Annotated in this window: 26 protein-coding genes; 6 read left to right on the top strand and 20 right to left on the bottom strand. The window is 68.7% G+C overall.

The window, feature by feature from the left end; all coding sequences use genetic code 11:
* Positions 1 to 39 precede the first annotated feature (39 nt).
* From J2851_RS04685 to J2851_RS04665, 5 genes are all read right to left on the bottom strand, one after another.
* Complete coding sequence (locus J2851_RS04685) at positions 40 to 1,332, bottom strand: homoserine dehydrogenase (protein WP_209764572.1); 1,293 nt, start codon at positions 1,330 to 1,332, stop codon at positions 40 to 42.
* Complete coding sequence (locus J2851_RS04680; RefSeq protein WP_209764571.1) at positions 1,332 to 2,606, bottom strand: LL-diaminopimelate aminotransferase; 1,275 nt, start codon at positions 2,604 to 2,606, stop codon at positions 1,332 to 1,334. The genes J2851_RS04685 and J2851_RS04680 overlap by 1 nt, the downstream gene beginning before the upstream one ends.
* Positions 2,607 to 2,745: 139 nt before the next feature.
* A complete protein-coding gene (locus J2851_RS04675; RefSeq protein ID WP_246500426.1) occupies positions 2,746 to 4,062 on the bottom strand; it encodes a multidrug effflux MFS transporter in 1,317 nt (438 codons plus the stop codon).
* Positions 4,063 to 4,079: 17 nt separating this feature from the next.
* Complete coding sequence (locus J2851_RS36230; RefSeq protein WP_281415971.1) at positions 4,080 to 4,532, bottom strand: MarR family winged helix-turn-helix transcriptional regulator; 453 nt, start codon at positions 4,530 to 4,532, stop codon at positions 4,080 to 4,082.
* A gap of 285 nt (positions 4,533 to 4,817) precedes the next feature.
* Positions 4,818 to 5,225, bottom strand: coding sequence for a hypothetical protein (locus J2851_RS04665; protein ID WP_209764570.1), 408 nt, complete (start codon positions 5,223 to 5,225; stop codon positions 4,818 to 4,820).
* A gap of 261 nt (positions 5,226 to 5,486) precedes the next feature.
* Here J2851_RS04665 and J2851_RS04660 point away from each other — a divergent pair, with 261 nt between their 5' ends.
* Positions 5,487 to 7,286 (top strand): PHA/PHB synthase family protein, encoded by a 1,800-nt coding sequence (locus J2851_RS04660; protein ID WP_209764569.1) that lies wholly within the window; start codon positions 5,487 to 5,489, stop codon positions 7,284 to 7,286.
* Between the two features lie 204 nt (positions 7,287 to 7,490).
* On the opposite strand, the gene J2851_RS04655 is transcribed toward J2851_RS04660, so the two are convergent.
* From J2851_RS04655 to J2851_RS04630, 6 genes are all read right to left on the bottom strand, one after another.
* Complete coding sequence (locus J2851_RS04655) at positions 7,491 to 8,084, bottom strand: OmpA family protein (RefSeq protein ID WP_209764568.1); 594 nt, start codon at positions 8,082 to 8,084, stop codon at positions 7,491 to 7,493.
* Between the two features lie 217 nt (positions 8,085 to 8,301).
* Positions 8,302 to 8,820 carry a gamma carbonic anhydrase family protein gene (locus J2851_RS04650; RefSeq protein ID WP_209764567.1) on the bottom strand — a complete coding sequence of 173 codons (519 nt, stop codon included), beginning with the start codon at positions 8,818 to 8,820 and terminating at the stop codon, positions 8,302 to 8,304.
* Positions 8,821 to 8,942: 122 nt separating this feature from the next.
* Positions 8,943 to 9,995: an N-acetyl-gamma-glutamyl-phosphate reductase gene (argC, locus tag J2851_RS04645; RefSeq protein WP_209764566.1), complete on the bottom strand. Its 1,053-nt coding sequence runs from the start codon at positions 9,993 to 9,995 to the stop codon at positions 8,943 to 8,945.
* A gap of 125 nt (positions 9,996 to 10,120) precedes the next feature.
* Positions 10,121 to 10,609: a 30S ribosomal protein S9 gene (gene rpsI, locus J2851_RS04640; protein ID WP_246500404.1), complete on the bottom strand. Its 489-nt coding sequence runs from the start codon at positions 10,607 to 10,609 to the stop codon at positions 10,121 to 10,123.
* 4 nt (positions 10,610 to 10,613) lie between these two features.
* Positions 10,614 to 11,078 (bottom strand): 50S ribosomal protein L13, encoded by a 465-nt coding sequence (gene rplM, locus J2851_RS04635; protein ID WP_209764565.1) that lies wholly within the window; start codon positions 11,076 to 11,078, stop codon positions 10,614 to 10,616.
* 195 nt (positions 11,079 to 11,273) lie between these two features.
* Positions 11,274 to 11,744 (bottom strand): PaaI family thioesterase, encoded by a 471-nt coding sequence (locus J2851_RS04630; RefSeq protein WP_209764563.1) that lies wholly within the window; start codon positions 11,742 to 11,744, stop codon positions 11,274 to 11,276.
* 280 nt (positions 11,745 to 12,024) lie between these two features.
* Here J2851_RS04630 and J2851_RS04625 point away from each other — a divergent pair, with 280 nt between their 5' ends.
* From J2851_RS04625 to J2851_RS04615, 3 genes are read left to right on the top strand one after another with little or no spacing between them, the layout of a single operon-like run.
* Entirely contained in the window at positions 12,025 to 12,831 is an 807-nt protein-coding gene (locus J2851_RS04625; RefSeq protein ID WP_209764561.1) for an enoyl-CoA hydratase, read from the top strand.
* Positions 12,828 to 13,346, top strand: a complete 519-nt coding sequence (locus tag J2851_RS04620; protein WP_209764559.1) for a CoA-binding protein — start codon at positions 12,828 to 12,830, stop codon at positions 13,344 to 13,346. The genes J2851_RS04625 and J2851_RS04620 overlap by 4 nt, the downstream gene beginning before the upstream one ends.
* 13 nt (positions 13,347 to 13,359) lie before the next feature.
* Positions 13,360 to 14,646 carry an O-acetylhomoserine aminocarboxypropyltransferase gene (locus J2851_RS04615; RefSeq protein WP_209764557.1) on the top strand — a complete coding sequence of 429 codons (1,287 nt, stop codon included), beginning with the start codon at positions 13,360 to 13,362 and terminating at the stop codon, positions 14,644 to 14,646.
* Between the two features lie 170 nt (positions 14,647 to 14,816).
* On the opposite strand, the gene J2851_RS04610 is transcribed toward J2851_RS04615, so the two are convergent.
* Both J2851_RS04610 and cutA read right to left on the bottom strand, forming a co-directional pair.
* A complete protein-coding gene (locus J2851_RS04610; RefSeq protein ID WP_209764555.1) occupies positions 14,817 to 16,028 on the bottom strand; it encodes an MFS transporter in 1,212 nt (403 codons plus the stop codon).
* A 100-nt stretch (positions 16,029 to 16,128) separates the two neighbouring features.
* A complete protein-coding gene (cutA, locus tag J2851_RS04605; RefSeq protein ID WP_209764554.1) occupies positions 16,129 to 16,479 on the bottom strand; it encodes a divalent-cation tolerance protein CutA in 351 nt (116 codons plus the stop codon).
* 107 nt (positions 16,480 to 16,586) lie between these two features.
* On the opposite strand from cutA, the gene J2851_RS04600 reads away from it, so the two are divergent.
* Complete coding sequence (locus tag J2851_RS04600) at positions 16,587 to 16,886, top strand: hypothetical protein (protein ID WP_209764552.1); 300 nt, start codon at positions 16,587 to 16,589, stop codon at positions 16,884 to 16,886.
* Positions 16,887 to 16,897: 11 nt separating this feature from the next.
* On the opposite strand, the gene J2851_RS04595 is transcribed toward J2851_RS04600, so the two are convergent.
* Positions 16,898 to 18,541 carry a sensor domain-containing diguanylate cyclase gene (locus tag J2851_RS04595; protein WP_209764551.1) on the bottom strand — a complete coding sequence of 548 codons (1,644 nt, stop codon included), beginning with the start codon at positions 18,539 to 18,541 and terminating at the stop codon, positions 16,898 to 16,900.
* A 134-nt stretch (positions 18,542 to 18,675) separates the two neighbouring features.
* Positions 18,676 to 19,680, bottom strand: a complete 1,005-nt coding sequence (gene cobD, locus J2851_RS04590; protein ID WP_209764550.1) for a threonine-phosphate decarboxylase CobD — start codon at positions 19,678 to 19,680, stop codon at positions 18,676 to 18,678.
* A 68-nt stretch (positions 19,681 to 19,748) separates the two neighbouring features.
* Between cobD and cbiB the strand changes: the two genes are divergently transcribed.
* On the top strand, positions 19,749 to 20,708 hold the full coding sequence (gene cbiB, locus J2851_RS04585; RefSeq protein ID WP_209764549.1) for an adenosylcobinamide-phosphate synthase CbiB: 960 nt from the start codon (positions 19,749 to 19,751) through the stop codon (positions 20,706 to 20,708).
* Between the two features lie 117 nt (positions 20,709 to 20,825).
* Here the strand turns inward: cbiB and J2851_RS04580 are convergent, their stop codons facing one another.
* Genes J2851_RS04580 through cobU form a run of 5 tightly spaced genes read right to left on the bottom strand, consistent with a single transcriptional unit; the run spans position 20,826 to position 24,143 of the window.
* Positions 20,826 to 21,221, bottom strand: a complete 396-nt coding sequence (locus tag J2851_RS04580) for a type II toxin-antitoxin system VapC family toxin (protein ID WP_209764547.1) — start codon at positions 21,219 to 21,221, stop codon at positions 20,826 to 20,828.
* Complete coding sequence (locus tag J2851_RS04575; protein ID WP_209764546.1) at positions 21,221 to 21,472, bottom strand: type II toxin-antitoxin system VapB family antitoxin; 252 nt, start codon at positions 21,470 to 21,472, stop codon at positions 21,221 to 21,223. Before J2851_RS04575 ends, J2851_RS04580 begins: the two co-directional genes overlap by 1 nt.
* Positions 21,473 to 21,516: 44 nt before the next feature.
* On the bottom strand, positions 21,517 to 22,989 hold the full coding sequence (locus J2851_RS04570; protein WP_417281602.1) for a cobyric acid synthase: 1,473 nt from the start codon (positions 22,987 to 22,989) through the stop codon (positions 21,517 to 21,519).
* A gap of 3 nt (positions 22,990 to 22,992) precedes the next feature.
* Entirely contained in the window at positions 22,993 to 23,622 is a 630-nt protein-coding gene (gene cobO / locus J2851_RS04565) for a cob(I)yrinic acid a,c-diamide adenosyltransferase (RefSeq protein WP_209764545.1), read from the bottom strand.
* Positions 23,619 to 24,143, bottom strand: a complete 525-nt coding sequence (cobU, locus tag J2851_RS04560; RefSeq protein WP_209764543.1) for a bifunctional adenosylcobinamide kinase/adenosylcobinamide-phosphate guanylyltransferase — start codon at positions 24,141 to 24,143, stop codon at positions 23,619 to 23,621. Before cobU ends, cobO begins: the two co-directional genes overlap by 4 nt.
* Positions 24,144 to 24,161 lie beyond the last annotated feature (18 nt).

The raw sequence follows: 24,161 nt of genomic DNA, 5'->3' as shown, positions 1-24,161 counted from the left end.
TTCTCCCCCGAATCAATGCTCGGATTTTCTATGGTTCGGTCAAAACTGCTCGATGCGGATCATGCGCGGGGGTTCCACCACGGCTTCCTTCGCGCCGATGGTGGCGAGCGCCCGCTGCATGGCCGCCTCGTCGGTGTCGTGGGTCGTCAGGACCACCGGCACCGCTTCTCCCGGCGCGCGGCCGCGCTGCAGGAACTGCTCCATGGAGACGTTCTGGTCGCGCATGGCCGCCGCGATATCCGCTATCACGCCGGGCCGGTCGACGACCATCAGGCGTACGTAGTACGCCCCCCGGCGCGCCTCCATCGGCGACGGCTGGGCCTTGGACAGCTGGGCCGCCGGCACGCCGAAGGTCGGGGTGGAGCGGCCGCGGGCCACGTCGATCAGGTCGGCGACCACCGCCGACGCAGTCGGGCCGGCGCCGGCGCCGCGGCCGACGAACAGCACGCGGTCCACGAAGTCGCCCTGGGCGATGACGGCGTTGAACACGCCGTCCACCGCGGCGATCGGGGCGGCCTTCGGCACCATGCAGGGATGCACGCGCTGCTCGATCCCCTGCTCCGTCCGGCGCGCGATGCCCAGCAGCTTGATCCGGTAGCCCAGCGCGTCGGCGTAGTCGAAGTCCAGCGCCGAGACGTGGCGGATGCCCTCCACATACACGTTGCCGAAGTCCACCGGCGTGCCGAAGGCGACGGAGGTCAGCACCGCCAGCTTGTGCGCCGCGTCCACGCCGTCGATGTCGAAGCTCGGGTCCGCCTCGGCGTAGCCCAGCTTCTGCGCGTCGGCCAGCACGTCCGCGAAGTCGCGGCCGGTGGTGCGCATCTCCGTCAGGATGTAGTTGCAGGTGCCGTTCAGGATGCCGTGCACCTCGGACACGCGGTTGCCCGCCAGCCCTTCGCGCAAGCCCTTGATGATCGGGATACCGCCGGCGACCGCCGCTTCGAAGGCGACGGCGAGGCCCTTGGACTCGGCCTTGGCGGCCAATTCGGTGCCGTGGTGGGCGAGCAGCGCCTTGTTGGCGGTGACGACGTGGCGGCCGGCCTCCAGGGCCGTCTCCACCGTCTCCTTCGCCGCGCCCTCCGACCCGCCGATCAGCTCGACGACCACGTCCGCGCCGGGATGGGCGGCCAGCTTCACCGGGTCGTCGTACCACTCGACCGTGGAGAGATCGACGCCGCGGTCCTTGCCGCGGGACCGCGCGCTGACCGCGACCACCTCGATGCGGCGGCCGCAGCGCTGCTCGATGATGTCGGCCTGCTGGGCGAGGAGTTTCAGGACTCCGGCGCCGACCGTGCCGAGGCCTGCGACCGCAATCTTTAGAGGCTCGGTCATCAGACTTTCGCTTTCACCGGTTCGAGGAGGGCAGCGCGGGCCGCGGGGTCCTGGCTGGACGCCGCGCCCGCGGCGTTGGAGCGGAAGAACTCCTTGATGTTGCGGGTCGCCTGGCGGATGCGGTGGACGTTCTCCACCAGCGCCAGACGGACATGCCCGTCGCCGTACTCGCCGAAGCCGATGCCCGGCGCCACGGCCACCTTGGCCTCCTGCAGCAGCAGCTTGGAGAATTCCAGCGAGCCGAGATGGGCGAACTGCGGCGGGATGGGCGCCCAGGCGAACATCGACGCGGCCGGGCTCGGCACCTGCCAGCCGGCGGCGGCCAGACCCTCGATCATCACGTCGCGGCGCTGGCGGTACATGGTCCGCACCTGCTCCACGCAGTCCTGCGGGCCGTTCAGCGCGGCGGTGGCGGCGACCTGGATCGGCGTGAAGGCGCCGTAGTCCAGGTAGGACTTGATGCGCGCCAGCGCGGTGATCAGCTTCTTGTTGCCGGTGGCGAAGCCGATGCGCCAGCCGGCCATCGAATAGGTCTTGGACATGGAGGTGAACTCCACCGCCACGTCGCGCGCCTCCGGAATCTCCAGGATGGAGGGGGGCGGCTCACCGTCGAAGAACACCTCGGCGTAGGCGAGGTCCGACAGGATGTAGATGCCGTGCTTGCGGCAGAACTCCACGATCGGGCGGTAGAAGTCGAGCCCCACCACCTCCGCCGTCGGGTTGGACGGGTAGTTCAGCACCAGCGCCAGCGGCTTCGGCACGCTGTGGCGCACGGCGCGCTCCAGCATGTTCATGAAGCTGTCGATGTCGGTCGACGTGCCGTTCGCCTGCCCCACCGGCAGATGGCGCACCGAGGCGCCGGCCAGGATGAAGCCGAAGGGATGGATCGGGTAGCTGGGGTTGGGCACCAGGATGATGTCGCCGGGGCTGGTGATCGCCTGAGCGAGGTTGGCGAGGCCTTCCTTCGACCCGATGGTGACGATGCACTCCGTCTCCGGGTCGATGTCGACGTTGAAGCGGCGCTTGTAATAGGCCGCGTGCGCCTTGCGAAGGCCCGGAATGCCGCGGGAGTTCGAGTAGCGGTGCGTCTTCGGATCGCGCACGGCCTCGACCAGCTTGTCGACGATGTGCTGCGGGGTCGGCTGGTCGGGGTTGCCCATGCCGAGGTCGATGATGTCCTCGCCGGCGGCCCGAGCTCGCGCCTTCATCGCGTTCACTTCGGCGAAGACGTAGGGCGGAAGCCGCTTGATGCGGTGGAATTCTGAATCGCTCATGGACGCTCCGAAGCCTGTCCGGCCACGCCACGAACCCATACCAGCGGACCGGGACCACTTACTTACCGCCCCGCCCCAGCAGATGCGAGGCCAAAATGCGGCGATTGTGAAATCTCCGTTGCGGAGGCGGCCGGGTTTTTCACCCGGCCTTACGTCCAGGCGTACGGCGGGCATCAGCTTTGTTCCGGGCGCGCTGGTGCAGCGCCTCCTCGATCTCCTCGCCGCCGGCGCCAACCACGGCGGCGGGATCCACCGCCACCTCCAGGTCCACCGGCGCGGCGGCCTCCGCCTTTTCCGGGCTGCGCACGCGCAGCAGGACGTAGGACAGCAGCGACAGCAGCGCCATGCCCGGCATGATGGTGGTCACGGCCAGGAACGGGTCGGGGAACAGCGCCGCCACCGCGGTGCCCGCCAGCCCGCCGCCGATCTGCATGAAGCCGATCAGCGCCGAGGCCGCCCCGGCCATGCGCGGGAACCCCGCCAGCGCGTCGCTGGTCGCCCCGGGCATGACCAGCGCGATCCCGAAGGCCCAAACCGCCGTCGGCGCCATGATCGTCGCGACGGAGGCCGGCAGCAGGCTCATCCCCACCGCGAATCCCAGCCCGCCGAGAATCACGAAGCCCAGGCCATAGGGAATCAGCCGCATCGCGTCCGTCCGGCGCAGCAGCCGCCCGGTCACCGTCGCGCCCAGCGTGTAGGACCCGGTCTGCAGCAGCATGGCAAAGCCGAACTCGGTCGGCGTCATCCCGACCCGCTCGATCATCACGAAGGGCAGCAGCGCCGCCAGCGTGTAGAGCCCGCCCAGCGTCAGGCCGAGCACAAGGCCGGCGCGCATGAAGCGGCGGTCCGTCAGCAGCGTGGCGTAGTTGCGCACGACCAGCCCCGGCCGCACCGCGGCGGGGTTGCGGTTGGTGTTGGTCTCCGCAGCACCGAAGGCGAAGACGCCCAGCACGACCAGCCCGTAGACCGTCATCACCAGGAAGATCGCGTGCCACCCCACGGTGGCCAGGATCAGGCCGCCCAGCGTGGGCGCCACCGCCGGCACGATGGCCAGCATCAGCCCGATCAGGTTCAGGATTCGCGCCGACTGCTGCCCGGTGAACTGGTCCCGCACGATGGCGCGCGAGATGGCGATTCCCGCCGCGGCACCGATGCCCTGGAGGGCTCGCCCGACCAGCAGCCACTCGATGCTGTCCGACAGCGCCGCCACGACGCTGCCGGCGGCGTAGGTAACGTAGAAGGCCAGCGCCACCGGCCGGCGCCCGAAGGCGTCGGACAGCGGCCCGCAGGCCAGCTGCGAAAAGGCGAAGCCGAAGAAATAGACGGACAGGGTCAGCTTCAACGCCGCCGGCGTGCTGTTGAAGGCCTCCACCAGCATCGGCATCGCCGGGGTGTAGAGCGAGAGGCTGAGCGGCCCCAGCGTGACGATCAGCGTGCCGATGACCGCCGTCCGCATCTCGGACATCCGGGCGGTCACGGGGCCACCCCGTCCCGCTCGTCGGCCAGGAGCCGGGCGCGCAGGCGCGCCAGCATGCTCTTGAAACGGTCGAACTCCTCGGGCGCGAAGTCCTCCAGCACGCTCTCGCGCACGCCGCGGAACACGGCCAGCACCTGTTCCAGCAGCGGCTCCGCCTCCGGCGCGAGGCGCACGGTCTTGGCGCGCCGGTCGGTCGGGTCCGGCTCCCGCAGGATGTGGCCCAGCGATTCCAGCCGGTCGAGATAGCCGACCAGGGTCATCGGCTCCACCCCCATGAAGGCCGCCAGCGCCGCCTGGCGGGAGCCCGGGTGCCGGTTGACGTAGAACAGGGCCCGCGCCTCGCCCGCCGTGAGGCCAAGCTGGGCTGCGTCGAGGGCACGGTCGCACCGCGCGCGCAGAAGACGCGCGCTGTCGATCAGGACCAGCCCGAAGGGAGCTTCATCAAGCATGCGCCATCGTAAGGGCGCCTTATCAATGCCGGCAATCCGTCGCGATTGCGGGGCGGCCATGCGCGCGGGCACCGCCGACCGCCTTCCGGCTACCCCCTATCGGTGCGCCCAAAAGTCGCAGCCTGAAATTCTATTGCCCGTTCACCACCAACGGACGTAGGTTTTCCATCCTTGTTCCAGCAGAGGGTGCCCCGTGGTCCGCTCCGCCACCGTCGAACGGTCGCACCGGTCCAGCGAAGGGCCCGGCGAAGGCCCGGCCGTGCCTTGCCCGTGCGTGGCGACCTCTCAGCCGGCTTTTCCGGATTTGGCGGACGGTTTTCCCGGCGTGATGTCGGGCGCCGGCGGCACGTCGGCGGGAGTCGGGAGCGCCGGGTTCGGCAGCATCTTCTTCGCGGACGCCCGGTCCTCGGCCAGCTTGTCGAGTTCCTCCTGGCGCTGCGCCTCGGTGCGGAGGTCGGTCGGGCGCGGCGGCACGGTGCCCAGGTTCGGGTATTCCCGGTTCTCGCCCTTCAGCCCGCGGATGAGCGTGGTGTCGTCCTTGACCGGCGCGTCCGCCCCGGTGACCGCGCCGAACAGGCCGGTGTCCAGCACGCGGTCGCTGCAGGCGGGCAGCGCCAGCGCAACCAGCGCGGCGGCGCCCAGGCCCGCCAGCGTCTTCACGGCCGTCATTCCCCGGCGGATAGCCTTCGTCATCCCGCGCCCCCATGCTGCAGCCCGTCGCGCCGCTTGCACGGCGCAGGGCGAAATGAAATCTTCATACGAGAGGTGTATGAGGGTCCCCGCAACCGACGAACCACGCGACACACCATTTCGACACTCCATCCGAAGCACGGCTCCCGGACCGCACCCCCGACCGAACGGGCGTCCGGCGCCCCGATGCCCGGCTGGCTTTGTATAAACCGCAGCACGCGCCTCCTGAAGCTCAAACTCGCCTAAAGAAGAAGGACCGAACCCATGGCCGAGAACCAGGCCCCTGACGTCAAGCTTCCCGACCCGGTCGAGATGTCGCGGGCGATGACCCGCATCGCCGAGCAGAGCCAGCGGCTGGTCACCGATTTCCTGTCGCGTCAGGCCTCGGACGGCGTCGGCGCGAAGAATCCGGACCCGATGGGCGTCGGCCATGCCTTCCTGGAGATGACCACGCGCATGATGGCCGACCCGGCCAAGCTGATGAAGGCGCAGATGACGCTGTGGCAGGACTACCTGACCCTGTGGCAGCGCACGACCCAGCGCTTCTTCGGCCAGGAGGCCCAGCCGGTCATCGCCCCGGCCAAGGACGACCGCCGCTTCAAGGACTCCGCCTGGGACGAGAACACGCTGTTCGACTTCATCAAGCAGTCCTACCTGCTGTCGGCCCGGTGGATGCAGTCCACCGTGAACGAGGTGGACGGGCTGGACGACCACACGGCCAAGAAGGTGGACTTCTACACCCGCCAGTTCGTCGACGCGATGGCGCCCTCCAACTTCGTCATGACGAACCCGGAGGTGCTGCGCAAGACCATCGAGACCGGCGGCGAGAACCTGGTCAAGGGGCTGGAGCACCTGCTGACCGACCTGGAGCGCGGCAAGGGCGAGCTGCGCATCTCCATGACCGACTACGACGCCTTCCAGGTCGGCAAGAACATCGCCGTGACGCCGGGCAAGGTCGTCTTCCAGACCAGCCTGATGCAGCTGATCCAGTACACCCCGACCACGGCCGAGGTGAACAAGCGGCCGCTGATGATCGTGCCGCCCTGGATCAACAAGTACTACATCCTCGACCTGCGCGAGAAGAACAGCTTCATCAAGTGGGCGGTCGACCAGGGCCACACGGTCTTCGTCCTGTCCTGGGTGAACCCGGACGAGAAGCTCGCGCAGAAGGGCTTTGAGGACTACATGGTCGAAGGCCCGCTCGCGGCGCTCGACGCCATCGAGAAGGTGACCGGCGAGAAGGACGTGAACGCCATCGGCTATTGCCTGGGCGGCACGCTGCTGGCCTCCACGCTCGCCTACATGGCGGCCAAGAAGGACGACCGCATCAAGTCGGCGACCTTCTTCACCACCATGCTGGACTTCACCGAGGCCGGCGAGCTGTCCGTCTTCATCGACGAGGAGCAGCTGACCTTCATCGAGAGCCAGATGGCCGAGCAGGGCTATCTCGACGGCTCGAAGATGGCGACGACCTTCAACATGCTGCGCGCCAACGACCTGATCTGGTCGTTCGTCGTGAACAACTACCTGCTGGGCAAGGATCCGTTCCCGTTCGACCTGCTGTACTGGAACAGCGATTCGACCCGCATGCCCGCGGCGATGCACAGCTTCTACCTGCGCAACATGTACCAGAAGAACCTGCTGGCGCAGCCTGGTGCGGTGACGCTGGGCGGCGTGCCGATCGACCTGCGCACGGTGAAGACCCCGTCCTTCTTCCTGTCGGCGCGCGAGGACCACATCGCCCCGTGGAAGTCGACCTACATGGGCGCCAACCTGTTCACCGGCCCGGTGAAGTTCGTCCTGGCGGCCTCCGGCCACATCGCCGGCGTCGTCAACCCTCCGGCCGCGGAGAAGTACTGCTACTGGACCAACGCCAAGCTGCCGAAGACCTCGGACGAGTGGCTGAAGTCGTCGGAGCAGACCCCCGGCTCCTGGTGGCCGGAGTGGAACAAGTGGGTCGGCAAGTTCTCCGACGGCAAGGTCCCGGCCCGCGACCCGAACAAGGGCGGCCTGCCGGCCCTGGAGGACGCGCCGGGGTCCTACGCGAAGGTGCGGATCGTCTGAGGACGCTCCGCGGCCCCCTCCCTCCCACGCTGGCGCGTGGGTCCCTCCCTCCCCCGCTTTCAGCGGTGGAGGGTAAGGGAGCGGCAGTCCCCTCCACCGCTGAAAGCGGGGGAGGGTTAGGGAGGGGGCAAAAGCCCGCCAAAGAAAAAGGCCCCGGACATCGTCCGGGGCCTTTCCTTTTTCCCGCGAGGGGAAACCGACGCCTTACGACGACGGGGCGTTGGCGCCGCGCGGCAGGATCTGCGCACGACGGTTCGACGGCTCGCGGACGTTCGGGCCGGTCTGGACGAGCAGCTGGTTCTCGCCCTTGCCTTCGGTGGTGATGTTGGTGGCCGGGATGCCCTTGGCGACCATGGACGACTTCACCGCCTCGGCGCGACGGACCGACAGGCGCTGGTTGTAGGCGGGCGAGCCCGAGGTGTCGGTGTGGCCGATCACGTGGACGCGGGCGTTGGCGCCGCGGCCGATCGCGTTCACGGCGTCGCCGATCACGCGGTCGGCGGCCGGGGTGATGTTCGACTTATCCCAGTCGAAGAACACCAGGTACTCGGTCTGGGCGCGGGCGGCCGGGGCCGGGGCGACCGCCGGGGCGGCGGCCGGCGGGCAGGGATAGCTGCCCTGGTGGATGGCGTAGCCGCCGGACGCGGTGCGGACCGGGGTGTTGCCCCAGCCGATGACCGGGTTGCACCACTCGGCGACGGTGCCGTCGACGGTCTGGGCCTGCGCACCGGCCGACAGGCCGATGGCGATGACAGCGGCCGGAACGACGGCCATGGTTGCGCGGATCAGGGTCTTCATGTTCTCCACTCCCTTCGAGATCCTCTCCCTACCGCTTGTCTCGCGGAGGACGAATCGTGCGAACGATAGGTCATTCCGCGTGCATGCGAAGTGACAAATCGCGAGACATGTGGGGTGAATCCGCGCCAAGACATCCCCTCCTGAAGTCCTAACCGTTTCGCTTCGGCGTCACTGTTGCTGCGTTGCAACACTTACGATCGGCGAAAAGTTGCGCAACTTACGCGCCCCGGTAGGCCGCCGCGAGCGCGACGTAGTTCCGGACGTTCAGGGGGAAGAAGTCCAAGTCTTTTTTCGTGAGGTTGCGAATCGGGCGCGCCGGGCTGCCGGCCCACAGTTCGCCGGTCCGCACGCGCTTGCCCGGCGTGACCAGCGCACCCGCCGCGACCATGGCGCCCGATTCGACGTGGGCGCCGTCCATGATGCAGGCCTTCATGCCGATGAAGCAGCCGCTGTCGATCGTGCAGGCGTGCAGCAGGGCCATGTGCCCGACGGAGATGTCGTCGCCGATGTAGGTGCCCTGCCCCGCCGCCGCGACGTGGATGACGGTGCCATCCTGGATGTTGGTGCGGGCGCCGATGCGGATCTCGTTCACGTCGCCGCGCACGGTGCAGCCGAACCAAATGCTGGTGTCCGGCCCGATCACCACGTCGCCGATCACGGAGGCGGTCGGCGCGATGTAGACGCTCGCGTCGATCGTCGGCAGAACGCCCTTGTAGGGCAGGATCAGACCGGACATGGGCACTCCGGAAATGGGAGAATCGTAGGTTGGGTGGAGGCGCAGCCGGAACCCAACAGGCCCGGATGCGGGGTTTGTTGGGTTGCGCTGCGCTTCACCCAACCTACGGGTGGATCAGGTGGTTAGGGGAACAGGGGGGCCTGCTCCAGGCCGGTGGTCTCGCCCAGGCCGAACATGACGTTCATGTTCTGGACGGCCTGGCCCGAGGCGCCCTTCACCAGGTTGTCGATGACCGAGACGATGATGGCGCCGCGCGGCGTGCGGTCCGGGACGACGCCGATCAGCGCGTGGTTGGAGGCGCGGACGTGGCGAGTCGCCGGGACGATGCCGGCCGGCGTGACGCCGACGAAGGGCTCGCTCTCATAGCGCTTCACCAGCGCGTCCCGCAGGTCGTCGGCGTTGGCGCCGTCGGCCATGCGGACGTAGATCGTCGCCATCATGCCGCGGTTCATCGGCACGAGGTGCGGCGTGAAGCTGACCGTGATCGGCCGGCCGGCGGCCAGCCGCAGCTCCTGCTCGATCTCCGGCATGTGGCGGTGGTAGCCGACGCCGTAGGCGTTGAAGCCCTCCGACACCTCGGGGAAGAGGTTCTGCTGCTTGGCGTCACGGCCGGCGCCCGACACGCCCGACTTGGCGTCGATGACGATCCCGCCCGGCTCGATCAGCTCCTCCATCAGCAGGGGCAGCAGCGGCAGCAGCGAGCAGGTGGGGTAGCAGCCGGGGTTGGCGACCAGCCGGGCCTTGCGCACGCCCTGCCGGTTGAATTCGGTCAGGCCGTAGGCGGCCTCCTTCTGCAGCTCAACGGCGCGGTGCTCATGCCCGTACCAGGTGGCGTATTCGGCCGGGTCGCTCAGCCGGAAGTCGGCCGACAGGTCGACCACCTTCAGGTGCCGCGGCAGGCCGGCGATGACCTCCTGCGTGGTGCCGTGCGGCAGGGCGCAGAACACGGCGTCGAGCTTGTCCCACGACACCTCCTCGATCTTCACGAGACCGGGCAGATTGTAGCCGCCCAGGTGCGGGAACACCTCGGCCATCGGCTTGCCCGCCTGTCGCTCGGCCGTCAGCGCGCAAATCTCAACGCCGGGATGGCGGAGAAGCAGGCGCACCAGCTCGGCGCCGGTGTAACCGGACGCGCCCAGGATGCCGACGCGGATCGGGGAGTTGCTGTTGGCCATGAAGGTTGTCCTCTCAACACACAGGGAGGGGGCACGAAGAATGGTTGGCGCAGAAAGCAAGAAAGGGGCGCCCCGTCCGGGACGCCCCTCGCTTGTACAGTAGGAACGCGGGTCCGCGGTAGGCTTTAGCGCTTCGAGAACTGGAAGCTGCGGCGGGCCTTGGCGCGGCCGTACTTCTTACGCTCGACGACGCGGGCGTCGCGGGTCAGGAAGCCGGCGGCCTTCAGCGGCGGACGGAGCGCCGGCTCGAAGTAGGTCAGCGCCTTGGAGATGCCGTGGCGGACGGCACCGGCCTGGCCCGACAGACCACCGCCGGCGACGGTCACCATCACGTCGAACTGGTCGACGCGGTCGGTGATGCCGAACGGCTGGGCGATCATCATGCGCAGCACGGGGCGGGCGAAGTAGACTTCCTGGTCGCGGCCGTTGACGGTGATCTTGCCGGAGCCCGGCTTGATCCACACGCGGGCGACGGCGTCCTTGCGCTTGCCGGTGGCGTAGGCGCGGCCCTGGGCGTCCAGCTTCGGCGCGACGACCTCGGCGGAAGCGGCGGCCGGGGTGGCGGCGCCGGCGAGGTCCTTCAGGCCGGAAAGGGTGGTGGTAACCTGAGCCATTGGATTACGCGCTCCGCTTATTCTTCGGGTTCATGGCGGCGACGTCGATCGCCACCGGCTGCTGCGCCTCGTGCGGGTGGGCAGCGCCCTTGTAGACCTTCAGGTGGGTCATCACCTTGCGGCCGAGCGGACCGCGCGGAACCATGCGCTCCACGGCCTTCTCGATCACGCGCTCCGGGTACTTGCCGTCCAGGATCTGGCCCTTGGAACGGCCCTTGATGCCGCCCGGATAACCGGTGTGCCAGTAGAAGATGTCATCCTGGCGCTTGTTGCCGGTCAGCTTCACCTTCTCCGCGTTGATCACGACGACATGGTCGCCGCAATCCATGTGCGGGGTGTAGGTCGGCTTGTTCTTGCCGCGCAGGATGTTCGCCAGGATGCTGGCGAGCCGGCCGAGAACGAGGCCGTCGGCATCGACGACGTACCACTTCTTCTCGATGTCGGTCGGCTTCAGATTGAAGGTCTTCATCGCCACACTCGTTGACTAAACGTGGATCGGCGGGCCACCGATACTGGACGTTCAATCCCCGGGGCGCCGAAGCGGCCGGTTTTGTACGGTTTGGCCGACGCCCTGTCAACGGAAAAAATTCAACGTGATATCAATGGCTTGCGCCAGCGGTATTATAATACCCAAAATGCAAAGCCATTGATATCTCTTGGTTTTTCAATCCGCGTCGGGCGCTTGGTATCCTGATACCGCGACGGACACGGGCTCGTGCGGGGGAATCGAATAGGTGCCGGTGACGTGCGCGACGGGCTGCGGGTCGCCGTCGGAGAACAGCAGGACCTCGCCGTAGGCCAGACGCTTGCCCATCTTCAGGATGCGGCAGTCCGCGGTGATGGCGACCGGCGCCGGGCGGCGCAGGAAGTTGATGGTCATGCTGGTGGTCACCGCCAGCTCCACCCGCCCTATGAGGCTCAACACCGCGGCGTAGAGCGCCACGTCGGCCAGCCCGAACATGGCCGGGCCGGTCACCGTGCCGCCGGGGCGCACGAACTCGTCCTTGTAGGGCATGCGCATCCGGACGGTGCCGGCGCCCAGCTGCTCGATGGAGATGCCGTAGGCGCCGACCAGCGGGACGCCCTCCCGGATCAGGGATTCCAGCGCGTCGACCGTCATTGCGGGCGTGCTCATTCCTCACCGTTCCTTTGTTGGTCTTCGATTGTCCCCCGATAGTAGGCGACCGGCGGCGGGAAAGCGCGTCCGGAATTCCCCACTGAATGACAAGAGTATTTTTCACACCAATCGGCACATTGACGTGTTGAACACGGCGGCGACCTGTCGTCTCATGGCCCCATCGCCTTATGGCAGCATCGTCAACGCACCCGGTTCCGCGGCGGCCGATGGCGGGGTAGTCTGCCCCTCCAATTGCCGAAAGAGCCAACCACCGAGGTTGCCGGGAGGATCGAAACCGATGAGCACAGCCCACCCCTCCACCCCGACCGCGGACGCGCTGGTCCTGCGCGAGGACCGCGACGGAGTCGCGACGCTGACGCTCAACCGGCCGCAGGCGCGCAACGCGCTGTCGGTCGGGCTGATGGCCGCGTTGCAGGACCAGCTGGACGCGCTGCACGACGACCCGTCCGTGCGGGTGATCGTGCTGGCCGGGGCCGGGCCGGCCTTCTGCGCCGGGCACGACCTGAAGGAAATGCGCGCCTCCCCCACGCGCGAGGCGTACGAGGCGCTGTTCGTCCAGTGCTCCCGCCTGATGCTGGCGATCAACCGGGTCCGCCAGCCGGTGATCGCCAAGGTGCACGGGATCGCCACGGCCGCGGGGTGCCAGCTGGTCGCCACCTGCGACCTCGCCTACTGCGCCGACACGGCGCGCTTCGCCACGCCGGGCGTGAACATCGGCCTGTTCTGCTCCACCCCCATGGTGGCGCTGAGCCGCGCGGTCGGACGCAAGGCGGCCATGGAGATGCTTCTGTTGGGCGACCTGATCGACGCCGCGGAGGCGGTGCGCATCGGCCTCGTCAACGGCGCGGTGCCCGCCGGCGAGCTTGACGGGACGGTCCAGGCGGTCGCCGCCAAGATCGCGTCCAAGTCGTCGCTGACCGTGGCGACCGGCAAGGAGGCCTTCTACCGCCAGATCGACCTGGACGTGGAGCAGGCCTACGCCTACGCCGCCAAAGTCATGACCGAGAACATGATGGCCCGCGACGCCGCGGAAGGCATCGACGCCTTCATCGAGAAGCGCGCGCCGGTGTGGTGCGGGCAATGACGGAAAAGCTATCGCATCACGACGACTACAGCGACGACCACATCCGCGCCGTCCTGGACCGCGTCAAGACCATCGCCATCGTCGGGGCCAGCGCCGATCCGGTGAAGGCCAGCTTCTTCGTGCTGAAATACCTGCGCGACAAGGGCTACCGGGTCATCCCGGTCAACCCGAAGCTGGCCGGCCAGACCATCCTGGGCGAGCCGGTCTACGCCAGCCTGAAGGACCTGCCGGAGCCCCCGGACATGGTGGACGTCTTCCGCAACGCCACCGCCGCCGCGGGCGTGACCGAGGAGGCCATCGCCGCCGGCGCCAAGGTCGTGTGGATGCAGCTGGGCGTGCGCAACGACGAGGCGGCGGCCAGGGCCGAGGCGGCCGGGCTGACCGTAATCATGAACCGCTGCCCGAAGATCGAGGTTCAGCGCCTGTTCCACGAGATCGGGCGCATCGGCGTCAACTCCAATATCCTGACGTCCAAGAAGACCGCACCTGCCAAAAGCTTCAAAAAATTGATGTAAGGGGAATCCGACCATGAGCGAGCAGAAGACCTTCGGTTTTGAGACCCGCGCCATCCACGCGGGCGCCGCCCCCGACCCGGCCACCGGCGCGCGCCAGACGCCGATCTACCAGACGACCAGCTTCGTCTTCGACGACGTGGACGACGCGGCGTCGCTGTTCAACCTGCAGAAGGTCGGCTTCATCTACTCGCGCCTGACCAACCCCACGGTCGCGGTGCTGGAGGAGCGGCTGGCGAACCTGGAGGGCGGTGCCGGCGCCACGGCGACCTCCTCCGGCCACGCCGCGCAGCTGCTCGCCCTCTTCCCGCTGATGGAGCCGGGTGACGAGGTCGTCGCCTCGCAGAAGCTGTACGGCGGCAGCCTGAACCAGCTCGGCATCAGCTTCCCGCGCGCCTTCGGCTGGAAGTCGATCTTCGTGGACACCGACAACCCGGAGAACGTCCGCGCCGCGATCACGCCGAAGACCAAGGCCATCTTCGTGGAAAGCCTCGCCAACCCCGGCGGCGTGGTGACCGACATCGAGGCCATCGCCAAGATCGCCGACGATGCCGGCATCCCGCTGATCGTCGACAACACGCTGGCGACGCCGTACCTGATCAACCCGATCCAGTGGGGCGCCACGCTGGTCGTGCACTCCACCACCAAGTTCCTGTCGGGCAACGGTACCTCGGTCGGCGGCGTGGTGATCGACAGCGGGAAGTTCGACTGGACCAAGTCCGGCAAGTTCCCGGCGCTGTCGGAGCCGGACGCGGGCTATCACGGGCTGAAGTTCCACGAGACCTTCGGCCATCTGGCCTTCACCATCCACGGCCACGCCGTCGGCCTGCGCGACCTGGGCCCGAGCCAGGCCCCGCTGAACGCCTTCCTGACGCTGAACGGCATCGAGACGCTGCCGCTGCGCATGCAGCGCCACAGCGACAGCGCCCTGAAGGTCGCGCAGTTCCTGGAAGGCCACCCGGCGGTCAGCTGGGTCAGCTACGCGGGGCTGGAATCGTCCAAGTACAACGGCCTTGCGAAGAAGTACCTGCCGCGCGGTGCCGGCGCGGTGCTGACCTTCGGCGTGAAGGGCGGCTTTGATGCGGGCGTGAAGGTGGTGGAGAACGTCCAGCTGCTGAGCCACCTCGCCAACATCGGCGACAGCCGCTCGCTGGTCATCCACCCGTCCTCGACCACGCACCGGCAGCTCTCGCCGGAGGCCCAGGCCAAGGCCGGCGCCGGGCCGGAGGTGATCCGCCTGTCGATCGGCCTGGAGACGGTGGAGGACATCATCGCCGACCTCGACCGGGCGCTGAGCGCGTAAGGAGGCGAAGGATTTTCACCACAAAGACACAAAGGACACAAAGATTATCACAAAGGGGTCCACGCCATGATGAATGACATCAAGAATGCGAAGACCCTTAGTGAAATTCTTTGTGCCTTTGTGTCTTTGTGGTGAATCGTCCACAATTCAGAGACTTCAGAAGCAAAAGGCTACTCCGCCGGGGCCGGAACCGCCTCCGCCTTGCGGCCGCCGTCGCGGTCGGCCGGCAGGAGGAGTGCCGCCAGGAAGGCGATCAGCGCGAGCGCCGACAGGGTCACGTACAGCATCACGAACTCGCCCGTCCGCTCGTAGACGGTGGCGACCAGTTGCACGGCCAGCGGGCCGGCGCCGAAGGACAGGATGAACTTGGCGCCGTAGGCGAGGCCGCGGTGCTTCTCCGGCGTGTAGCGGGCGAGCAGCAGGTTCTCCGCCGGGATCTGCACCTGGGAGGCGATGACCACCAGCGCCGCCGCGCCCACCAGCGGCAGGTCGGCCAGCACCGCCACCGCCGCCATCATCGGGACCTGCACCAGCAGGCACAGCGTGTAGATGCGCTTCAGCGGGAACTTGTCGGCGAGATGCCCGCCGATCAGCTGCGGCAGCGCCGCGATCAGGTAGACCGCGGTGACCAGCCCGCCGACGCCCAGCGTGCTGTCGCCCAGCAGGTGGCTCAGCCGCGCCTCGAACAGCTTGGGCAGCACGACCTGCATGCCGTTGAACATCAGCCCGGCGCAGACCATCGTCACCGACAGCACGAAGAAGGCGCGGATCACGTCGCCGCGCGAGGCCTTGGGCTGCGGCTTCACGTCCCCCTTGCGGTCCTCCACCACGCCCAAGGCGATCAGCACCGCCAGCAGAACGCCCAGCCCCACGCAGATGGCGCCGGGGATCAGGAAGGCCGCGCGCCAGCCCAGCCATTCCGTCAGGCCGCCGGCCACCAGCGCGGCGGACGCGATGCCCACGGTGCCGAAGATGCCGAGATAGCCCAGCGCCTTGCCCCGGTTGACGGCGTTCTTCACCATCCAGGCCATGCCCACGGGGTGGTAGATGGACGACCCCAGCCCCAGCGCCGCCAGCGCCCACAGCAGGCTGGTCGGCCCCTCGGTCAGGCCGCAGGCCATGGTGCCGGCGCCGGTCACCAGGAAGAAGACCGCCATCATGCGGCACTCGCTCCAGCGGTCGCCCAGCCAGCCGGCCAGCGGCGCGCCGACCCCGATCAGCAGCGATCCCAGCGTCCACAGCCGGATCAGCTCGTCGTAGGGCAGATGCCAATCCCGCTCCAGCGCCAGCACGACGGTCAGGAACAGCGCGGACACGATGTGCATCAGCGCGTGGCCGATCCAGGAAAAGCCGATGGACAGGCGCGCTGACAGATCGGTCATGATATTTCTCCGCCCCCGGATGGGTTTCGGCTGAAACTGACACGCGCGCCGGGGAGGGTCCAATGCGCCCCGGGCATGGCGGACATGCGAGCAACGCGCGCTAAGCCGTCCCGTCGCTCAACCAATCGAGGTAGGCGGGGTTGCCGCGTCCGACCTTCAGCTCCACGACGCAGGGGACGTCGTAGCTGTGCAGCTCCCGCACCCGCGTGGCCAGGGGCTCGAACAGCGTGGCCCGGGTCTTGGCGATCAGCACCGACTCCGTCGCCTCCTCCACCGCGCCCTGCCAGCGGTAAATGGAGGTCATGCCGTCCAGGATGTTGGCGCAGGCGGCCAGCCGTTCCTCCACCAGGGCGCGGCCGATGCGCCGCGCCTCCTCCGGCGAGCCCGCGGTGATGTAGGCGAAGACGATTTCGCCGCTTGGGTCGCCGCTTGGGTCCCCGTCCCGCTCCATAAGGCACCTCTTTTTCGCCGGGCCGTGATGCGCCCTGCGCGGTTTGCGCGTAGACTGGGCCCAACTTTGCCACAGCCGCTTCCGACCGCAACAACCGCGAGACGATTATGGCCACGCCGCGCCGCCCCGGGTCACGCCGCAAGCCCACCGACCAGCAGGCGGCTTGGCTCCGCCGCGGCCTGGACCAGCCCGGCGGCAAGCTGCCCCTGTTCGACGACAATGGGCAGCGGGTGAAGCGGCAAACCATCGAAAGCTGCCTGAAGGCCGGCTGGGCGGAGCGTTGGTTCGACAACCCGATGAAGCCCGACTGGCTGGTCTGCCGCCTGACCGAGTCGGGCCGCAACGCGATCCTCGACCGCTCCACGGTGATCGCCGTGGACTTCCAGCAGGGTGTGCGGGTGGAGTAAGGGCCCGGAGATCACATGCCCGGTTCGAACACGACGACGCGGTTGCGCCCTTCGCGCTTGGCCCGGTAGAGCGCGAGGTCGGCGCGGTGGATGGCCTTCTCCAGCGTGTCGCTGGAGCCGTCCAGCGCCGAGATGCCGATGCTGGTGGTCAGGTGGAAGCGGCCTTCCGGACCGGGGATCGCCATGCGGGCGAGATGCCGCCGCACCCGTTCCGCCACCACGCGCGATTCGTCCGCCGTGGCGCCCGGCAGGACCACCACGAACTCCTCCCCGCCGAGGCGGCCGAGGATGTCGTACTCGCGCAGGATCGACTGGCAGCCGCCGGCCACCATGCGCAGGGCGTCGTCGCCGGTGGCATGCCCATAGCTGTCGTTGATGCGCTTGAAATGGTCGACGTCCAGCACGAAGACCGACAGCGGCTCCTGGAAGCGGTGGGCGCGGGCGAGTTGCGACCGCGCCAGCTCCATGAAGGAACGGCGGTTGTAGATGCCGGTCAGCGGGTCGCGGGAGGCCATGTCGCGCAGGGCCTCCTCCATGTTGCGCCGCTCCGTGTAGTCGTAGATCCAGGCGAGGTTCACCTGCACGCCCTGGATCACGGCCTGGTTGACGGTGAACAGCGTCCAGAAGGACGAGCCGTCGGCGCGGCGGAACTGGATTTCCATGTTCACGACGGACCCGGACAGCCGCAGCCGCTCGATCACCCGTTCCCGCTGGTTGGAATCCAGGTAGTAGTCGCGCGCCTGCCGTCCGATCACATCCTCGCGCTTCAGGCCGATCAGCTCGGCGAAGCGAGTGTTGACGAAGATGATGCGCCCGTTGTCGCGGCGGGACACGGACACGCCGATGGGGCTCTGCTCCAGGATGGTCTGAAGGCGCTCCTCGCTCGGCAGCCCCTCCGACAGGTCGTGGATCACGCCGACGATGCCGCCGAAATTGCCGGTGCTGTCGCAATAGACGGCCTTGGTCAGGCTGGCCATGCGGGTGGAGCCGTCGGCGAAGGGCACCGCCTCCTCGTAGCTGCGCTGCCCCCAGTTGACGACCAGCTCGCGATCCTGCTCCTCATGCGCCTTGGCCATGCGCGGGTCCATCACCGCGAAGGCGGTCTTCTGGATGATCTTGCGCCGTGACAGCCCGGTGTAGCGCTCGAAGGAGTCGTTGCAGTCGACATACTCGCCCTCCGCGTTCTTCACAAACACGGGCACGGGCAGCGTCTCGAACAGAACCTCCTTCATCAGCAACTGGTCGCGCAGCGCGGCCTCGGCCCGGCGATGGTGGCTGACGTCGGTCAGGACGCGCAGGGTCAGCGCCCCGCCCCCAGGGCTCGCGATGGAGGAATCCTCAATGGCGCTCGCGGCCTCCGCCACCCAGACGGCCCCGCCGTCGTGACGGCGCAGCAGACGTTCGCGGACCTCCGGCGCAGCGGCGGGATCGGCACCGCCATCCTGCGTTGCCAAGGTGTTGAAATCCAAGCCCGGCAGGGACGCCGGCGCATGCCCCAACAGCCGGTGCAGCGCGGGGTTGGCATAGACGACCGTTCCGTCCGGCGCGGTGACGCAGACGCCGGCCGGCAGCGCGTCGAACGCCCGCCACAGCGCGTCCCGCGTCTCCCCGGCGTCCCCGCGGGGACCCGTCGTTGTACCAACCGAATCAAGCATGCCGGCCCGGTGTCATGGAAGATTCTTGCGCCGCGACGGTGCGAACCGCCGATACGTTAGCTGAAGCGTGAATTTGTCCGTGTGTGCCATCTTGTCGCGCCGACAGAGTTGATCGCTCAAATCGTCAGCAAATGCTATGAGTTTTTGATTGTTCGACAGGCATCCAAAAGGCGTGTGGTTGATTTTTCATCCTTCGGAAGCCCCAGCCTCAGCCAATCCGTCCGGTAGTCGAAGCGGCGCACGATCACCCCCGCACGCCCCAGCGCATTGTAAAGCTCAGGCGCGCATGGCGTGCAAATGAGACGAAAGAGGGATGTGCCCCCGACGACCGAGAGGCCGGCGGCGGTCAACCGCCCGTCCAGCCGTTCCGCTTCCGCAGCAAGGCGCACCCGCATCGCGGCGATCCACGCCGAATCCGCCAGGGCCGCCGTGGCCACGGCCAGACCCGGACCCGACACCGCCCAGGGGCCGATGGCGGCGCGCACTGTGCCGGCCAGCGCCGGTTCCGCCAGCAGGATGCCCAGGCGCAGGCCGGCGAGACCGAAGAACTTGCCGAAGGAGCGCAGAACCAGCAGCCCCGGCCGGCCGGCGTGGGGCGACACGCTCGCGGCCGGGGTCACGTCGGCGAAGGCCTCATCGACCACCAGCCAGCCGCCGCGCCCGGCCTGCCGGTCCGCCAGTTCCAGCAACCGGTCGACGGGGACGATCCGGCCGTCGGGGTTGTTCGGATTGACGATCACGATCACATCCGTTTCCAAACCGTCCAGCGACGCGACCGCCGCCACGCGGTGCCCGGCCGCCGCCCACGCCGCCGCATGCTCCGCGTAGGTGGGGCCGAGGACCGCGACGGTTCCCGCCCTGCGCAGCCGCGGCAGCAGCTGGATCAGCGCCTGCGAGCCGGAGGCCGCCGCGACCATGTCCGGGGACGCCACGCCGTAGCATCCGGCCGCCGCCGCGCGCAGGCCGGCTTCCGCCGATCGGGCGGGCAGGCGGGTCCAGGCGTCCGCGGGGATGTCCGGCAGCGGATAGGGCCAGGGATTGATCCCCGTCGACAGGTCGACCCAGGGCTCCGGCGCGTCGGGAAAGGCGGCGCGCGCGCGGTCCAGGTCGCCCCCGTGGATGATGCTTGGCGTTATCATGCCCTTGGTGAATCTCGCCGTTTCCGCCATGATCGCGCCCCTTCCCTCCCCCGTCAGGATCCCGTGCCGTGGAGCTTCATCCGTTCGTGCTCGCCGTCGCCCTCGTCATCGAGGCCGCCGCCGGCTATCCGGACGCACTGTACGCCCAAATCCGCCACCCCGTGGTGTGGATCGGCGCGCTTATCGCCCATCTCGACCGCGCCCTCAACCGGGAGGGTGACGGCTTTGACCTGCGCAAGGCCATGGGCGTGCTGGCGGTGGTGGTTCTGTTGCTGGTCGTGGGCGGCGTCGCGGCGGCGGTGGCCTGGCTGTGCCGGCACCTGCCCTTCGGCGGGCTCGTGGAGGCGGCGCTGGCCTCCACCCTGATCGCGCAGCGGAGCCTCTACGAGCATGTGGCGGCCGTCGCCGCGGCGTTTCGAAGCGGTGGGCTCGACGCAGCGCGGGAGGCGGTGTCGCGCATCGTCGGCCGCAACCCGGCCACGCTGGACGAGCACGGGGTCTGCCGCGCCGCCATCGAGAGCCTGTCGGAGAACTTCTCCGATGGAGTCGTGGCGCCGGCCTTCTGGCTGCTGGTCGGCGGGCTGCCGGGCGTCGCGCTCTACAAGGCCATCAACACCGCCGACAGCATGATCGGCCACCGCACGCCACGGCACGAGGCCTTCGGCTGGGCCGCCGCCCGGTTGGACGACTTGGTGAACCTGCCCGGCTCCCGCCTGACGGCGCTGCTGATCACGCTCGCCGCCCGCTTCACCGCCGGTGCCGACGCGGGAGAGGCGTGGCGTTCCGTCCGCCGCGACGCGCACCGCCACCGCTCCCCCAACGCCGGCTGGCCGGAGGCGGCGATGGCCGGCGCGCTGGACCTGCGGCTGGGCGGCCCGCGCGTCTATGGATCGGTGCGGATCGAAGACGCCTGGATGGGCCCCGGCCGCACCGCCGCGACCCCCCAGGACATCGGCCGCGCCCTGTACCTCTACCGCCGCGCCTGTCTGGCGCTGATCATCGCGGCGCTGGTGCTGGCGGCGCTGTAAGGGGGTGGTGCCGTAGGTTGGGTGGAGCGCAGCGCAACCCAACATCCTCGCCATGCTGGGTTTGTTGGGTTGCGCTGCGCTCCACCCAACCTACGCGCTTGAAGATGCTGACCGGCGTCAGGACAAGGCCGGTTCGATGTCCGTGTGGATGAAATCGTTGCCTTTGAACAGCAACGGCAATCGGAGATGCCGGGCAAGCGCGTAGGCGGCACAATCCGCCAGGTTCAGCTGCGCGGGATGACCGCTGCCCTTGCCGTATTTGCGGTAGGCGTCAAACGCCAGGATGGACTGAAGATCATCGAATGGCTGTACGGCGACTCCACCCTGCTGCAAGAGTGCGTTGAAGTCCGCGACGCTGTCTGGTCCATATCGCCGAAGAAGAACGGTTCGGCATTCGTAAGCGTTCACGGTGGACATGTGCAGTTCATCCGCCGTGTCAAGCAGGGCCAGGACTGCGTCGGCCTCGGGCTCGCTGCACAGATAGGCAATGATCGCCGAGGTGTCGATCACCATCAGTCGAACGTCCCCGATCCGTTGTATCCGATGATGTCATCGGGCTTCCGGTCGTCGAGGACGGGACGCGCCGCAAAACGTCGGCGAATGGCCTCCAGCGCCTCGCGGCGGCCGGAGTTGGCCGGGCGCCGAACCCGGGAAAGCCGTTCCGCCAGCGCGACCGTGACCGCGGTCGCGAGGCTTTCTCCCGTCTCGGCGGCCAGTTCACGGGCTAACCGATCCGCTTCATCCGAATTGATATGAAGGCCCATGCGCGTTCCTCCACGACGAGAACGCCACGATACCGCATCCCCCACTAACCCGCCACCGCGAGCAGGCCGTCCACGTCGAGGTGGGCTTCCAGCCGGTCCGCGACGCTGTCCAGCGCCCGCTCCACCGTGTCCTGGTAGGACGCGCCGGACGTTGCCGCTCCCAATTGGCGAAGGAAGGCAGCGCGGAAGCCGTCGGCGGTGAACAGGCCGTGGAGGTAGCAGCCCAATGCCCGCCCGTCGGCCGACATGGCGCCGTCGGTCTGGCCGTCGGCCAGGGTCAGCATCGGGCGGGCGCGGTCGGGACCATCGGTGCGGCCCATGTGCATCTCGTAGCCGGCGACCGCTGCGCCGGTGGAGTGCTCGGTCCCCTGCGCCTCCTCCAGCACCTTGGGGCCTTTCAGCACCGTCTCGACGTCGAGCAGGCCGAGCCCGGCGGCCTCGCCCGGCGGACCCTCGATCCCCTCCGGGTCGGCGATGCGTCGGCCGAGCATCTGGTAGCCGCCGCAGATGCCGAGGACCCGCCCGCCGCGCCGCCAATGGGCCAGCAGGTCGACGTCCCAGCCCTGCGCGCGCAGCACCGCCAGATCGGCGATGGTCGCCTTGGTGCCGGGCAGGATGATCAGGTCGGCGTCGCCGGGCAGGGGCTGGCCGCGCGGCACCATGGTCAGCGCCACGTCCGGCTCCTGCGCCAGCGGGTCGAAGTCATCGAAATTGGCGATTCGCGACAGCATGGGCACGGCGACCTTCAGCCGCCCACCTGCCTTGGCTTTCCAGGTGTCGAGCGCCACCGCGTCCTCCGCCGGCAGCAGGGCGGCCTCCCCCAGCCAGGGCACGACGCCGAAGGACCGCCAGCCGGTCCGATCCGCGATGATCGACAGGCCGCTGTCGAACAGCCGGACGTCGCCGCGGAACTTGTTGATCAGGAAGCCTTTCACCCGCGCCTGCTCGTCGGCGGGCAGTAGGGCGTGGGTGCCGACGAGGCTGGCGATCACCCCGCCGCGGTCGATGTCGCCGACCAGCAGCACGGGCACGTCCGCCGCCGTGGCGAAGCCCATGTTGGCGATGTCGCCGGCACGCAGGTTGACCTCCGCCGGGCTGCCAGCGCCTTCCACCACCACGATGTCGGCCTCGGCCTTCAGGCGCGCGAAGCTGTCGAGCACGGTGGGGAGCAGCTGCCCCTTGCGCGACTGGTAGTCGCCGGCCTTGGCCGTGCCGACGACCTGACCACGCACCACCACCTGGGAGCCCACCTCCGACTGCGGCTTCAGCAGGACGGGGTTCATGTGGACCGACGGCGCGACGGCGCAGGCCCGCGCCTGGAGGGCCTGGGCGCGGCCGATCTCCCCACCGTCGGCGGTGACGGCGGCGTTGTTCGACATGTTCTGCGGCTTGAAGGGCCGCACGGCCAGCCCGCGCCGCACCAGCGCGCGGCACAGCCCGGCCACCAGCAGGGACTTGCCGACGTCGGAGCCGGTGCCCTGGAGCATGATCGCGCGCGGCGGCATCCGTCCGGCCATGGCCTAGAACTCGATGCCGGGCTGGGCCTTGATGCCGGCCTGGAAGGGGTGCTTGACCAGCGTCATCTCGGTCACGAGGTCGGCGGCCTCCACCAGCTCCGGCTTCGCGGTGCGGCCGGTGACCAGCACGTGCAGGCCCGGACGCCGGCCGGTCAGCACGGGCAGCACCTCGGCCAGCGGCAGGTAGTCCATGCGCAGCACGATGTTCAGCTCGTCCAGCACGATCAGGCTGTATTTGGGATCGGCCATCAGCTCCTGCGCCTTGGCCCAGGCAGCCTTGGCGGCGGCGATGTCGCGGGCGCGGTCCTGCGTCTCCCAGGTGAAGCCCTCGCCCATGGTGTAGAAGTCCACGAGGTCGTCGAAGCGCTCCAGCGCCACGGTCTCGCCGGTGGACCAGGCGCCCTTCACGAACTGCACGACCCCGACGCGCTGGCCGTGGCCGGCGGCGCGCAGGATCAGGCCGAAGGCCGCGGTGGACTTGCCCTTGCCGTTGCCGGTGTTGACCATGAGGAGGCCCTTCTCCTCCGTCTTGCTGGCCATCACGCGGTCGCGCAGCGCCTTGCGGCGCTTCATCTTCTCGGCGTGCCGGGCGTTGGTTTCCGCCTCGTTGGGTTCCGGCGCATCGTCGGTCATGGTCTCTCCCCTTTCAGCACCATGGGCAGCCCGGCGGCGACGAAGACCACCCGGCCGGCCAGCGCCGCCACGTCCTGGTGCAGGCGCCCCGCGTGGTCGCGGAAGCGGCGGGCCAGCGCGTTGTCCGGCACGATGCCCAGCCCGACCTCGTTCGACACCAGCACCACCCGCCCCTCGACCGCGGCCAGAGTCTCCAGCAGCTGCGCGGAGCGGGCGGGGATGTCGGCGTCCGCCATCATCAGGTTCGACAGCCAGAGCGTCAGGCAATCCACGAGCACGTTGGTGCCCGGCACGGCGTGCCGGCGCAAGGTTCCGGGCAGGTCCAGCGGCTCCTCCACCGTGGTCCAGCCGGGGCCGCGGTCCTGTTGGTGGCGGGCCACGCGGTCGGCCATCTCCTCGTCCCAGATTTGCGCGGTGGCGATGTAGACGCGCGGGCCGGGCGCGGCGGCGATGAGCGATTCCGCATGGCGGCTCTTGCCGGACCGGGCGCCGCCCAGGACCAAGGTGAGGTCGGTGCTCATGGTGCCGGTGCTCATAAC

It is taken from the genome of Azospirillum rugosum (assembly GCF_017876155.1).
Classification (GTDB): Bacteria; Pseudomonadota; Alphaproteobacteria; order Azospirillales; family Azospirillaceae; genus Azospirillum; species Azospirillum rugosum.
This window is presented reverse-complemented; position numbering and strand designations above follow the sequence as displayed.

Excerpts from the sequence above, each read along its gene's own strand:
- J2851_RS04685 (WP_209764572.1), bottom strand. The coding sequence starts at position 1,332 with ATGACCGAGCCTCTAAAGATTGCGGTCGCAGGCCTCGGCACGGTCGGC.
- J2851_RS04680 (WP_209764571.1), bottom strand. The coding sequence starts at position 2,606 with ATGAGCGATTCAGAATTCCACCGCATCAAGCGGCTTCCGCCCTACGTC.
- J2851_RS04675 (WP_246500426.1), bottom strand. The coding sequence starts at position 4,062 with ATGCGGACGGCGGTCATCGGCACGCTGATCGTCACGCTGGGGCCGCTC.
- J2851_RS36230 (WP_281415971.1), bottom strand. The coding sequence starts at position 4,532 with ATGCTTGATGAAGCTCCCTTCGGGCTGGTCCTGATCGACAGCGCGCGT.
- J2851_RS04665 (WP_209764570.1), bottom strand. The coding sequence starts at position 5,225 with ATGACGAAGGCTATCCGCCGGGGAATGACGGCCGTGAAGACGCTGGCG.
- J2851_RS04660 (WP_209764569.1), top strand. The coding sequence starts at position 5,487 with ATGGCCGAGAACCAGGCCCCTGACGTCAAGCTTCCCGACCCGGTCGAG.
- J2851_RS04655 (WP_209764568.1), bottom strand. The coding sequence starts at position 8,084 with ATGAAGACCCTGATCCGCGCAACCATGGCCGTCGTTCCGGCCGCTGTC.
- J2851_RS04650 (WP_209764567.1), bottom strand. The coding sequence starts at position 8,820 with ATGTCCGGTCTGATCCTGCCCTACAAGGGCGTTCTGCCGACGATCGAC.
- argC (WP_209764566.1), bottom strand. The coding sequence starts at position 9,995 with ATGGCCAACAGCAACTCCCCGATCCGCGTCGGCATCCTGGGCGCGTCC.
- rpsI (WP_246500404.1), bottom strand. The coding sequence starts at position 10,609 with ATGGCTCAGGTTACCACCACCCTTTCCGGCCTGAAGGACCTCGCCGGC.
- rplM (WP_209764565.1), bottom strand. The coding sequence starts at position 11,078 with ATGAAGACCTTCAATCTGAAGCCGACCGACATCGAGAAGAAGTGGTAC.
- J2851_RS04630 (WP_209764563.1), bottom strand. The coding sequence starts at position 11,744 with ATGAGCACGCCCGCAATGACGGTCGACGCGCTGGAATCCCTGATCCGG.
- J2851_RS04625 (WP_209764561.1), top strand. The coding sequence starts at position 12,025 with ATGAGCACAGCCCACCCCTCCACCCCGACCGCGGACGCGCTGGTCCTG.
- J2851_RS04620 (WP_209764559.1), top strand. The coding sequence starts at position 12,828 with ATGACGGAAAAGCTATCGCATCACGACGACTACAGCGACGACCACATC.
- J2851_RS04615 (WP_209764557.1), top strand. The coding sequence starts at position 13,360 with ATGAGCGAGCAGAAGACCTTCGGTTTTGAGACCCGCGCCATCCACGCG.
- J2851_RS04610 (WP_209764555.1), bottom strand. The coding sequence starts at position 16,028 with ATGACCGATCTGTCAGCGCGCCTGTCCATCGGCTTTTCCTGGATCGGC.
- cutA (WP_209764554.1), bottom strand. The coding sequence starts at position 16,479 with ATGGAGCGGGACGGGGACCCAAGCGGCGACCCAAGCGGCGAAATCGTC.
- J2851_RS04600 (WP_209764552.1), top strand. The coding sequence starts at position 16,587 with ATGGCCACGCCGCGCCGCCCCGGGTCACGCCGCAAGCCCACCGACCAG.
- J2851_RS04595 (WP_209764551.1), bottom strand. The coding sequence starts at position 18,541 with ATGCTTGATTCGGTTGGTACAACGACGGGTCCCCGCGGGGACGCCGGG.
- cobD (WP_209764550.1), bottom strand. The coding sequence starts at position 19,680 with ATGATAACGCCAAGCATCATCCACGGGGGCGACCTGGACCGCGCGCGC.
- J2851_RS04580 (WP_209764547.1), bottom strand. The coding sequence starts at position 21,221 with ATGGTGATCGACACCTCGGCGATCATTGCCTATCTGTGCAGCGAGCCC.
- J2851_RS04575 (WP_209764546.1), bottom strand. The coding sequence starts at position 21,472 with ATGGGCCTTCATATCAATTCGGATGAAGCGGATCGGTTAGCCCGTGAA.
- J2851_RS04570 (WP_417281602.1), bottom strand. The coding sequence starts at position 22,989 with ATGGCCGGACGGATGCCGCCGCGCGCGATCATGCTCCAGGGCACCGGC.
- cobO (WP_209764545.1), bottom strand. The coding sequence starts at position 23,622 with ATGACCGACGATGCGCCGGAACCCAACGAGGCGGAAACCAACGCCCGG.
- cobU (WP_209764543.1), bottom strand. The coding sequence starts at position 24,143 with ATGAGCACCGACCTCACCTTGGTCCTGGGCGGCGCCCGGTCCGGCAAG.